Annotated in this window: 9 protein-coding genes and 1 pseudogene; 3 read left to right on the top strand and 7 right to left on the bottom strand. The window is 61.9% G+C overall.

The window, feature by feature from the left end; genetic code table 11:
* Positions 1-1,476: helix-hairpin-helix domain-containing protein (locus ACR652_RS14735; RefSeq protein WP_434507231.1), on the bottom strand; the 1,476-nt coding region annotated here is incomplete at its 3' end.
* Between the two features lie 440 nt (positions 1,477-1,916).
* On the opposite strand from ACR652_RS14735, the gene ACR652_RS14730 reads away from it, so the two are divergent.
* On the top strand, positions 1,917-2,630 hold the full coding sequence (locus ACR652_RS14730; protein ID WP_434507230.1) for a L,D-transpeptidase: 714 nt from the start codon (positions 1,917-1,919) through the stop codon (positions 2,628-2,630).
* 131 nt (positions 2,631-2,761) lie between these two features.
* Here ACR652_RS14730 and ACR652_RS14725 read toward each other — a convergent pair whose 3' ends face one another.
* The 4 genes from ACR652_RS14725 to ACR652_RS14710 all read right to left on the bottom strand — a co-directional run bounded on the left by ACR652_RS14725 (position 2,762) and on the right by ACR652_RS14710 (position 5,924).
* Positions 2,762-4,921 (bottom strand): type IV secretory system conjugative DNA transfer family protein, encoded by a 2,160-nt coding sequence (locus tag ACR652_RS14725; protein ID WP_434507229.1) that lies wholly within the window; start codon positions 4,919-4,921, stop codon positions 2,762-2,764.
* A 245-nt stretch (positions 4,922-5,166) separates the two neighbouring features.
* On the bottom strand, positions 5,167-5,328 hold the full coding sequence (locus tag ACR652_RS14720; protein WP_434507228.1) for a hypothetical protein: 162 nt from the start codon (positions 5,326-5,328) through the stop codon (positions 5,167-5,169).
* A gap of 9 nt (positions 5,329-5,337) precedes the next feature.
* Positions 5,338-5,724: a hypothetical protein gene (locus tag ACR652_RS14715; RefSeq protein ID WP_434507227.1), complete on the bottom strand. Its 387-nt coding sequence runs from the start codon at positions 5,722-5,724 to the stop codon at positions 5,338-5,340.
* A gap of 5 nt (positions 5,725-5,729) precedes the next feature.
* Complete coding sequence (locus ACR652_RS14710) at positions 5,730-5,924, bottom strand: hypothetical protein (RefSeq protein ID WP_434507226.1); 195 nt, start codon at positions 5,922-5,924, stop codon at positions 5,730-5,732.
* Between the two features lie 528 nt (positions 5,925-6,452).
* Here ACR652_RS14710 and ACR652_RS14705 point away from each other — a divergent pair.
* Positions 6,453-7,364, top strand: coding sequence for an ArdC family protein (locus ACR652_RS14705; protein ID WP_434507225.1), 912 nt, complete (start codon positions 6,453-6,455; stop codon positions 7,362-7,364).
* A gap of 229 nt (positions 7,365-7,593) precedes the next feature.
* Here the strand turns inward: ACR652_RS14705 and ACR652_RS14700 are convergent, their stop codons facing one another.
* Entirely contained in the window at positions 7,594-7,839 is a 246-nt protein-coding gene (locus tag ACR652_RS14700; protein WP_434507224.1) for an usg protein, read from the bottom strand.
* A 1,428-nt stretch (positions 7,840-9,267) separates the two neighbouring features.
* Here ACR652_RS14700 and tnpC point away from each other — a divergent pair.
* Positions 9,268-10,800 carry an IS66 family transposase gene (tnpC, locus tag ACR652_RS14695; RefSeq protein ID WP_434507223.1) on the top strand — a complete coding sequence of 511 codons (1,533 nt, stop codon included), beginning with the start codon at positions 9,268-9,270 and terminating at the stop codon, positions 10,798-10,800.
* 25 nt (positions 10,801-10,825) lie between these two features.
* Here tnpC and ACR652_RS14690 read toward each other — a convergent pair.
* Positions 10,826-11,312 (bottom strand): annotated as a pseudogene (locus ACR652_RS14690) (IS481 family transposase); the annotation flags it as partial.

Genomic DNA, 11,312 nt, shown 5'->3' with positions numbered 1-11,312 from the left:
CTGTCCCGGCGACCCTGAAACGCCGCGGACGGCCGCCCAAAAACGGAGGCGCTGATCACCTCGCAGGCTGATCGCCCGACCCGCCAGACTGGGGAATTTTCGTTCGCCAAAAGTGGGGAAATTTCGGGTGCCATTGACAATCGCCTTGAGCACCGAAAACATCAGCGGCGCGTCGACCATGCTTGTCTCATCGAGGACAAGGAGATCGCAGTCGAGGGGATTGTCGGCGTCGCGGCGGAACCCGCCGTTCTTCGGGTCGGTCTCCAGCAGGCGATGGATGGTCTTGGCTTCAAGGCCGGTCTGGTCGGCCATACGCTTGGCCGCACGACCGGTAGGGGCCGCCAGGAGGAGCTTCGTTCCCTTGGCGGCAAGGATGCGAAGGATGGCGTCGAGCAGCGTCGTCTTGCCGACGCCGGGGCCGCCGGTCACGACGGCGACCTTCGAGGCCAGGACCGTCTCGACGGCGGCGCGCTGCGAGGCCGCCAACGTCTTTCCGGTTCGCGCCTCGACCCAGGGGATGGCCTTCGCGGCGTCGATCGTCGGCCAGGGCGGCGCCCCTCGGGCCAAGGACAGCAGCCGGTCGGCGGCGCCGCGCTCGGCGAGGTGCAGGCCGCGCAGGAACACGCAGGGCTTCCCCTCGATCGCGTCGGCGACGACTTCGCTATCGGCGAGTTCCGCCGTCAGCGCGTTCCGGACGATGCGCTCGTCGACATCGAGCAGTGTGACGGTGAGCTTGACCAGCTCCTCTACCGGCAGGCCGCAGTGGCCTTCGTCCATCGCCTCCTGAAGGGCGTAGGAAATCCCCGCCCGGACCCGCTGCGGCGCCTCCCGCGACATGCCGAGCTTCATGGCGATGGCGTCGGCGGTCTTGAACCCGATCCCGCGGATGTCCCGCGCCAGCCTGTAGGGATTTTCCGTCATGACCTGGATGGCGTCGTGGCCGTAGGTCTTGAAGATACGAACCGCCCGCGACGTGCCGACGCCTTTGGCGTGCAGGAAGACCATGATGTCGCGCACCGACTTCTGCTCGGCCCAGCCGGCGACGATCTTTCGGGCGCGGAATTCGCCGATGCCCGAGACCTCCCGCATCCTTTCGGGCTCGGCCTCGATAATCTCGAAAGTCTTCTCGCCGAAGGCAGCGACGATCCTCTTGGCGAGCACCGGTCCGATGCCCCGCACCATGCCGGAGCCGAGATACTTCTCGATGCCCTCCGCAGTCGTGGGCGGCGTCGTCTTGAGGAAGTCCGCCTTGAACTGTAGCCCGTGCGCGCGGTCGGTGGTCCAGACGCCGACGGCGTGGATGAACTCGCCGGCCGAGATCGAGGCGACATGCCCGACGACCGGGACCAGATCTCGCTTGCCCCGGGCTTTCACCTTCAGGACCGCGAAGCCGTTGTCCTCGTTGTGGAATGTCACCCGCTCGACGGACCCGACGAGGGTTTCCTTGGGCGGGGTCGAGTTGGCTGAAGGCTGCAAACGGAGATTCCGAGGAGGAGCGGCGGCGGCGCCATTATAACAGGCCACCGTTCCTCCTCATCAGACCTCGGCGACTTTCCCGACGTCGAACTCCTCGTTCGCCGAGGAGCGCGCTTAAAACCGTATCCAATAGACCGGTTTTAACCCAAAGCGGCCATCGTCTGTAAGGCTACGGCCTCGTCTGAATGGCGCTCGACGTTCGCGCCTATCTTTTGCACAAACATCATTTGCCGACACGCTGGGTTAGCAACGCGTCTGCTCGGTTAAGATTCTGCTGCATGATGTTGTGCTAATAGGGCGCGGCGTCTTTCGTTAGTTGCCGTCAAAAACCGTCCACTCCCAGCATGCAGCCTCCGGCCTAGCCGGAAGCGGAACTATCTGTGCCGGTTCGGCGTTCATCTGACGGGTTCCGGCTAACGTGCTACGAAGCGGCGGGGCATATGCTCGTTTCCGCAGCCTTGGAGGGGCTTATGTTCCTATCCTTAAAACAATTGCTGAGAATTGGGCTTTTGCTCACCGCCATTGACGCGGCATTCGTCCTCTTTCCGGTGACGGCTCATGCGGGTTCGGCCATCCGCAGAGCGATGGCCGCGGGTGCGGCCGGAGCCAACAGGGTTGCCATCCTCGTCAACATCGACAAAACAAGACAACAAATGACAGTTTATGTGGATGGGGTAGAAAGATATGAATGGCCGGTATCAACTGGGCGCGCAGGATATTCAACTCCATCGGGAACCTATACCGCGACCTCTATGAACGAAATTTGGTATAGCAAACAGTGGGACAACGCCCCCATGCCCCATTCCATTTTCTTTATAAAGGACGGCCATGCCATCCACGGCAGCTTCGAAGTAAAGAATCTTGGCAGACCCGTCTCGCATGGCTGCGTGCGTATCTCGCCTAAGGATGCCGCCATACTTTATGCGCTGGTGGAGGAGAATGGCCTGGAGAATACGCAGGTAGTGGTGACCGGCGTTACCCCGGGCGGCGAGAATAATGTCGCTGAGGATGAGACAAGTCCGCGCGGCGAGTATAAGGTCGCTAGGGGTCAGACAAGTCCGCGCCGGGTCAAACGCTCAGTTGGCGTTCCTTATTACGATGAATCCCAGGGTTACTATGGATCGCCATGGCCATGGACCTATTCACCTTGGTGAAGGCCAACGGCTTATAGGAGACGGCCTCGGAGGCGCTGGGCCCAGTGTTAGTCGCCGATCCCAGGTGCGCGATTGTCGCTTGTTCGCCAACGCGCAAGCCGACAATGTCCGATGTGGCCAGCTTACGCGCGCTAAACGTTTAGAAGTTCGTGCAGATCATCCGGAGTGTCTCGGAAAAGACCCGCAGCTGCTCCCAAACGCGCCACGTCGGCATCGAACTCCGCTCGCCTCTCGCCCGCCAGAGTCGATGCGACTGTGGCCTTCACCTCCTCCACCCATTCGGTCGTTTCGGCATTGACGCCCGCGACGAGCGCCATCAAGTCCGCTGGTTCCAGCGCCTTCCCCACTTCACTGCTGCCGGCGCCGGCGCTCGCCACGGAGACGGGCGGCGGCAGTGGCGTCGTTTCAGCCGGAGGAAAGACGCACGCTGCGTCCGCTAAATCTTCAGACCCAGATCCGATGTAAGCATTGCCCGTCCTTTCGGCGCTGTCCGCATTGAGAAGATTTCGGGCGGCGACGATTTCCGCTCGCAGCGACTTCGTCAGAACGTCCGACGGGTCGCCGCGTCGCATCAAGAAGCCGCGCGGTTTTTTCACAACGGCGATCGACTGGGGCACGGTTCGAAGCTTTTTGCAAAGCGCCGCTACCGGCTCATTGCTCGCTTCGTTCATCGCTGCGACGAAAGCCACGCGCAAAGACTCAGCGTCAACGAAGATTTCCTCTGCGGCCGCCATCACGCGCGCAAATGCCGCGTCGTGCTTCGCCCCACGTGCAGCAGACACGATCGTCGCTCCCGCAGCAGCCGACCAGTCCGACGAAAGGCCATCAGCCCCTACATCCGGCACGCTCAGTTGAGCGCCGAAGGGCGCCGACGCCGCGACCTTTCGCTTGTAGTCGCCATCCGTGAAGAAATGGATCTTGTCCAAAACTGCCGCGTACTGACCACGCACCAGCAGCACCGACTTTTTACTGTCCAATCGGCGAAGGGCTTCCGGCGCCATCAGGGGCTCGAGCTCCCACCGCCCTTGCGTCGAGCGGCTGGCGCGGGGCATGCCGCCGACAAGGCTTCCGCCGCCGATCGAAGTGCCCCAGCCTTCTCGGCGAATATAATGCTTTCCGATTTCGTCGGCGCAATATTTGGCGGTGGTTTCGTCGCCGACCCCGATCAGAAGCTTCACGTCCATATTGCCAACGAGCATGTCGCGCGTCGGCTTGCCGTAGCGCACGTCCAATTGGGTCAGGCCTTGCGCAATCACCGCGATCTGAAACCCGTAACCCGCGACGAGCGGCGCGCGGTCTACGATTTCGGGCATGCGTCCGAACTGATAGAATTCATCAAGCATCAGGAGAAGTTTGTGCGGCTCGTCGAGCTCCGGAAGACTCCTTAGCAACACGTCATGAACCTGCTGAACGAGCAGGCGCACAACCGCTTCGACCGAACCAAAGTTCCCGACCGGCGTGCCGATCAGAATCGTACACGGCTTTCGTCTCAAATCCGCGATGTTGAAATCGCTGCGGCTCGTCGCGTCGTCGACGAGCTTGTTGTTCCAGCCATCAAGGGCCGTGACGATATGCGCCTCGAAAGACATGCGCTGCTTTTCTTCGCGGCCAATGTGCTGCCGAAATTTATCCGCCACGAACTCGTTCAAATTCGGCTCGGCGACGAGAATGTCGGCCATCACGGCGGCGAGGCTGCGGCCTCGGCTCATCATCCTGAGCGCGGATTTTATCGTGCGCTGTCTGCGCATCGTGTCGCTGTCGAGGACATATCCCAAGAGGCCGGCAAAGAGGCCGCGGGCGGTTTCCGCCCAGTAAGAATCTCCTGTCGTCGGCGTGGGAATGAGGCTTCGCGCCATGTTCGCCACATCGGTCGCCCTTTCCGGCCAATCCGACACAAGATCGAGGGGGTTCCAACAATGCGATTCCGCCGAACCCGGCGAAAACAGGAAAACCCGCTGACCCATGGCCGCACGAGCGGCGCCGATTTCGGTCCACATCTCGCGCTTTATGTCCAAGCCGATCAATGAGCCGCGCCATTCAAGCGCGTTTGGGAGCACGAAGCCGACGCCTTTGCCGGCGCGCGTCGGACCGTTCACATAGATGTGACTCGCGCCGCTGTAGCGCACGTCTTTGCCGTTAAAGCGCCCGAGGAAAATCGAGTAGCCGGGCTCGCCGTTCAGCAAATCCGCTTTCCGCAGATCTTTGAGCGTCGCGAGTCTCGAGCCCCCGAGCGGCGGTCTCATCGCGCGAACGCCCTGAACAGTCTGCATGACGATGACGGAGACGACCACGACGGCGATCGTGGCGCCGAGCGTCGCCCGCGCGACCAAATTCTGGACGACTGGATCTCCCCACTCGCTTTGAGCCGCGCGCAAGGGCAAGAGGAGCTCAAATCCTCGCGTAAAACGAAGCCAGAGCAACCAGCTGTGCGTGCGCCAGGCGACCGCCAGCGCGTAGGAGGCCTCCCACAAAAGGAAAACCGCCGCGAAGGCGCAAAGCGCACCGAAAAGGTAGAGGGGCCAGCGCATTGATCCTCTCACGCCTTCCCGCCGAAGCCCCGGAAATAAATTTCAGCGACGCCGCGCGTCGGCCGGCGGCGCAATTGAACGACCATCGGCACGACCGAGCGGACATAATCCATGATTTCCGGCTTGCTCACCAGCGGCGACCGCCCGCCGGTCTCCACATCATCTGACATGATGGTTTCCTATCCCTGTTCGCGGCGAAGTTGACCCGCGCGGCTTTCAATAAGGGCTGCCGCCACCTGTTCCGCGCGCGGGTCGTAGCTGGAGCCGCGTTGCACGGTGGCGCCGCCTGGACCGATTGTGTATCCGCCGCCGCTTGGCGGCGGCAGCGCAGTTTGGCGGTAACCGTTGCCGCGCCAGTCTCGCCAAAGCCGCCAGGCGCCTTGCGCCCGGCCTTGAAGGTCGATGACGTCTCGCAGCGCGTAGCCGCCAGCGACCGAGGCCGCGATTTGGAGGGAGAGCGGCAGCAAGGCGCTTCCGACGCCGCAGAGGATCAAGAATGGCGCGATCACCCTCATTGCGGACGATGCGTCATTGATCAATCCCAAATTGGTGATGGTGGAGTTCATAAGCGTCAGAAGGAATCCAAGGATTCCATAAACGACAACGGGAACGATCGCATATTGCGCGCAGGTGCGCAGCCATACAAGACTGCCCTTCGGCGAACAACGCGCTGAAAAATAACGCCTGCAATTTCGGCGGTGCCGCGATCGCCGAGTCCGGCGGCAATACCTGCGCTTCGAACGGGAACAATTTCGGCGTCTTGCAACTGACGCGCTCCAATCTTACGAACACCGGCTACTCGCCAAAGCCCGCAGGCCCCTCCTCTGCCGCCGCTGCGTCCACGCAGGATAAGAAGCCTCGTTAGGTAAACTGGGCTTGTTCAAGCCGACCTAAATGCCCTGCCCTGTTCTATTGGACGCGTACGCACACATACCGCCTGTGCGTCATGTCTATCGCCGTCGCGCCGCCGGCGACGGCGATCCACAAGACGACGATCATAAGGGAAGCGAGCGACCCGAGCTCATTCCGACGGAGCGCGCGAACGAGCGTCATGGCGGCTATCGCCACGACCATCATGGCTATCGAGCCTATCCCTTGGTTTCTTTCCTTGTGTCGCGTCTTTCTCTTGCTCGCTCCCGTTGGCGGGAGCCCCGGAGAGAGAAGCCCTAGCCGAAACGCCGGCTGACAAGCGCAAGGGACAAGCCCTCGGCTGACGCCGCCCTTTGGGTGCGCTCGCCGGCGCCCCGGCTCACGGGCTCTCACGGGGCGACCGCCTCGCAACGGAGAGAGAGCCATGAAAAACCGTTTCGACATTCACCAAGAAATCACAAACCGCATTGTCTCCGCCATCGAGGCCGGCGCGGGAGAATTCAAGCTGCCCTGGCATCGCGCGGCCAGCACCAGAGCCCCGACCAATGAAACCACAGGTCGGGCCTATCGAGGCGTCAATATTCTGTCCCTGTGGATTACGACGCAGGCCTTGGGCTACGAGTCGCACAAATGGGCGACGTTCAAGCAATGGCAGGAGCGCGGCGCCAACGTTCGCAAAGGCGAGAAGGGCACGCCGATTGTCTTCTACAAAAACTTGGCAGTCGATGCGCGCGAAGAATCCGGCGTTGACGGCGAAGAGGGCGGCAAGACGATCCCCTTTGCGCGGGCCAGTTGGGTTTTCAATGCTTCTCAGGTCGAGGGCTACCCGTCGGACGCCCCGACGTTGCCCGAGCGCCCGCTTTTCGAACGCATTGCCAGCGTGGACCATGCGATTGCCGCGACGGGCGCGCGGATCGAATATGGCGGCTCCCGCGCCTGCTACAACCGGCTAATCGACTGCATCAGCATCCCCGACGAAAGAGCCTTCTTCGGAACCGAGACCAGTACTGCGCAGGAAGCCTTTTATTCGACCATCCTTCATGAGCTGTCCCATTATTCGGGCGCCGAGAGCCGCCTCAATCGCGAAAAGGGCAAACGCTTCGCTGATCGAGCCTATACGTTCGAAGAGCTGATCGCTGAATTGTCGGCAGCGTTCCTTTGCTCGGAACTCGGAATTGCCAATGACCCCCGTCCCGATCACGCGCAGTATATGGCGCAATATCTCACGATCCTGAAAAACGACAAGAAAGCGATCTTCGCCGCCGCCGCGGCCGCCGGCGCCGCGACGGACTATATTTTGGCGTTCAGCCGCAAACCTCAGGAGGAAGCCGCTTAGGCGGCTTCCAGTGTTGTGCACGCAGCATAAGGGATCGCATCTCCATCCATGAACGGCCGAGAATATTGACGCCAAAACCGAGTGCGGCCATTGGGACGGAGACCTCATCCTCTGCAAGTGCGCGCGGCCCGTGCTCGTACTCCTTGAGAGCAATTCCCGCGTGACGCTTGCGGCGAGGTTCGAGGGAAAGACCGCCGCCGAAAACATTTCGCTCTTGCCGGCCATACCTTCAGTGTAGTTTGAATTCGTCGCCCACGACTGAAATTTCCGCAGGGCGAATAAGCCCAGCGTGCGCCACCCGCACCGAGTGAAGCTTGCCTTCCAGACTCCTGGTCCAGAAGTCGAGAAATTTGTGCAGTTCCGGGAAATGCGGATGCAGGTCGTATTCCTGCCAGATATAAGATTGAACGATCGGCGGGTGGTCGGGAAGATGGTAGAGGATATTTGCGGTCGTCAGGCCGTAGCCGTCGACCATAAGCTCCAGTGACTTTCCCTCGAGCGAAAGAGCAGCGATGTCGCCAGAAGCGGCGCGCTTCCCTCCGACTTCCTTTGATTGCCCTAAGCTTACGCTTCGGGAGAAAGCCCACCTCGCGGCGGGCTCTGCAATCACCTCGGCGAATGTCGCTTTCGCCGTGGAACTAAAGTCCTTACGTCTCCGGATTACCAGACGTCGTTGAAGGCCGCTGCTTTATGGCCTTCTGCAAAATCTTCTCGTTCACTTTCTTGAGCTTCTCCGCGGCGCGCGCCTCGGCGACGACAGCGCGATCATAAGCCTTTTTGGCGACAGTGAGCTTCTTTTCGGCCACCTGATGGGCGGCTGTCGCCGTTGCGAGAGGGTTCCGGGTCCGCTTCTTTGCCGGCGCTTTGCGCGTTGCTTTCTTGACAGCAGCCTTCGCAGTGGCTTTCCGAGCGACTTTCTTCGCCGGGCCTTTGCGAGCGGCTTTCTTCGTGGCGCCTTTACGCGCAGTCTTCTTCGCAGTCGTTCTTCTTGCCATTGTGCACCCCAGTATTTGCATAGACGAATCGTTCGCTACAGCATTTTCGCCAAGCAGTCACGCGATTGCTGACAGAAGCCCTGTGCATTTGGAGCGGTTTCAGCCGGCGACCGAATGGGCGAAATCGCTGCGAGAGCGCCGACGGCGACGGCGGCTTATGGGCGGTTGTCTGCCTTTCCGTCCGAGATCCCTCTTCTCGAAAAGGCGCTGGGCCAGCGCTGCTCGATCGCCGAGACTTGCTCTGGTTCGTGTCTCCACCATGCAGCCTGCGCATAGGGGGAACTCATCCTTCCCTCGCCTGTGAGACTGAGCGACGGCATTTCGGACCCAAATTGATACGAGCCACGCGAGCGCTAATTGCGGGAGACAACTGCTCCGGACGCGAACATGCCCTCCCTCCCAAGCTTGGTTTTCGCTGCTAGCGCCTTCGTAACCCCCCCGGCCGCCTATTCGCCGCCGGAAGTTGCGAGCGTTCCGCCTGTCGAGCTGGCATGCCCGACCTGGGATAGATCGAGTTGCGACGCCGATCGCCGGCCTCGCCTCCAAACGACCGCGACAAACGCCAAACCTGAGGCTTCCGATAGCGCAACGGCTCGCGCGGCCGGCGACGACGTTCGCGTCGATATCAAGGAATGGCGAACGCCCACGGCTGGCGCGCATCCGCACGATCCACTTGCGACGCGCGACGGAGCGATCTGGTACACCGGCCAAATGGCTGGCCGAAGGTCGAAGACGGAACGATACGACTCTCCGCGACGCAGTTTTCGGCTCTGCTTGAGGGGCTCGATTGGCGGCGCGTGCATACGAAAGATACGCCGGCGCCGTCATTGCCGGGATGAGCCGCGACACAGTGAATCAGGGCGTCGAAGATCATCGAAAGTCGGCAGAAAATATGGTCTTCTGCCCCTATGGCGCAGGCGATCGAGAAACTTCCCGACGACCCCAACGAGGTGAAGGCGATGCTTCTCGCCGAGCGGGCGCGCAACGAGCGCCTCGTTCAGATCATCAAGGAGATGCAGCGCCATCGCTTTGGGCGTCGCGCCGAGACGCTCCCCGAAGACCAGATGCTGCTCGCGCTCGAAGAGGTCGAGCAGACGGAAGCCGGCGCGGCGGCGGAAGCAGAAGCCAGCTCTGCCCCTGAGCGTGAGAAGGCGGCCAGAAAGCGCCGCACGAACCGGGGCGCGTTGCCTGGACATCTCCCGCGCGTCGAGAGCGTCGTCGATATCGAGGACAAGGCCTGCCCCTGCTGCAAGGGCCTGCTGCACCAGATCGGCGAAGATGTTTCCGAGCGGCTCGATGTCGTTCCGGCGCAGTTCCGGGTGCTCGTGACGCGCCGACCCAAATACGCCTGCCGGGCCTGTGAGGGCGCGGTGGTGCAGGCGCCTGCTCCGGCGCGGCTGATCGAGGGTGGCCTGCCCACCGAGGCGACAGTCGCCCATGTGCTGGTCTCGAAATACGCCGATCACCTTCCCCTCTACCGCCAGGCGCAGATCTACGCGCGACAAGGGATTGCGCTCGATCGTTCGACGCTCGCCGACTGGGTCGGACGCGCCGCTTGGCATTTGCGGCCCCTGCACGAGCGCCTCCTGGAACACATCAGGTCGTCCACGAAAATTTTCGCCGACGAGACGAGGGCGCCGGTGCTCGGCCCCGGACGGGGGCGTACCAAGACCGGCCAGCTCTGGGCCTACGCGAGGGACGATCGGCCCTGGGGCGGCGCCGATCCGCCACTCGCCGTCTATGTCTATGCGCAAAACCGCAAATCCGAGCAGCCGCTCGCCCATCTCGCCGGCTTCGCGGGCGTCGTCCAAGTTGATGGCTACGCCGGCTATCGGGCGCTGGCGCAGAAGAACAGTGTGTCGCTCGCCTTCTGTTGGTCGCATGTCCGCCGGCGCTTTTACGAGCTGGCCGCAGCGGGGCCCGCGCCGATCGCCAGCGAGGCGCTGGCGCGCATTGGCGCCCTCTACGCCATCGAGAGCGACATCAGGGGTCAGAACCCGGATGACCGGCGCGCGGCGAGACAAGAAAAATCCCGCCCCATCCTCGATGTCTTCGAGCCATGGCTGCGTGAAAAGCTCGCGCTGATCAGTCAGAAGACCAAGCTCGCCGAGGCGATCCGCTACGCGCTCTCGCGCTGGGACGGCCTGTCGCGCTTCGTCGACGACGGGCGCATCGAGATCGACTCCAATATCGTCGAGCGTGCGATCCGCCCCATTGCGCTCAATCGCAAGAATGCGCTCTTCGCCGGCTCGGACGGCGGGGCCGAGAATTGGGCCGTCGTTGCCTCGCTCATCGAGACCTGTAAGCTCAATGGCGTCGATCCGCAGGCCTACATGGCCGATGTCCTCTTGAAGATCGTCAATGGCCACCTCGCGAGCAAGCTCGCCGAACTCATGCCGTGGGCCTACACGCCGCACCCCGCCCTCAAAGACGTGTCCTGAAAACAGCGCTTACCGTCGTCGTATCATGCAGCTCGACGAAGGCAAATTTTGACGTTCGGTCGATCGCCACGAACATGTAGAGCTTGCCTTCGGCCGTGCGAACTTCGGCAATGTCGATATGGAAATAGCCGATTGGATAGGCTTTGAATTTCCGCTTGGCGGAGACTTCGCCCTCGACATTCGGCAACCGGGAAATCCCGTGGCGCTGAAGGCAGCGATGCAAAGACGAACGCGTCAGATGCGGAAGCGTTGCCTGTAGCGCGTAGAGGCAGTCGTCCAAGGGCAGCAGCGTGTGACGGCGGAAGGCGACAATAATTGCCTCCTCCTCGATCGTCAGAACCGTCGATCTGGGCTCTTTCGGCCCCGTCCGCTCATCGCGAACCGAGGCCCGCTTCTTCCATTTGGCGATCGTCTTCTGGTTGACGCCATACCGCTTGGCGAGGGCTCTCAGGCTCTCTTGACTATTTTGTATCGCTCGACGCACCGCCTCTGTCGTGCGGGCGCTCCCGTGG

It is taken from the genome of Methylocystis sp., from assembly GCF_051061225.1.
Lineage (GTDB): Bacteria > Pseudomonadota > Alphaproteobacteria > Rhizobiales > Beijerinckiaceae > Methylocystis.
Note: the sequence above shows the minus strand (reverse complement) of the source record. Positions and strands in the feature narration are given on the sequence as shown.

Excerpts from the sequence above, each read along its gene's own strand:
- ACR652_RS14700 (WP_434507224.1), bottom strand. The coding sequence starts at position 7,839 with ATGGTCGACGGCTACGGCCTGACGACCGCAAATATCCTCTACCATCTT.
- tnpC (WP_434507223.1), top strand. The coding sequence starts at position 9,268 with ATGGCGCAGGCGATCGAGAAACTTCCCGACGACCCCAACGAGGTGAAG.
- ACR652_RS14730 (WP_434507230.1), top strand. The coding sequence starts at position 1,917 with ATGCTCGTTTCCGCAGCCTTGGAGGGGCTTATGTTCCTATCCTTAAAA.
- ACR652_RS14705 (WP_434507225.1), top strand. The coding sequence starts at position 6,453 with ATGAAAAACCGTTTCGACATTCACCAAGAAATCACAAACCGCATTGTC.
- ACR652_RS14720 (WP_434507228.1), bottom strand. The coding sequence starts at position 5,328 with ATGTCAGATGATGTGGAGACCGGCGGGCGGTCGCCGCTGGTGAGCAAG.
- ACR652_RS14715 (WP_434507227.1), bottom strand. The coding sequence starts at position 5,724 with ATGAACTCCACCATCACCAATTTGGGATTGATCAATGACGCATCGTCC.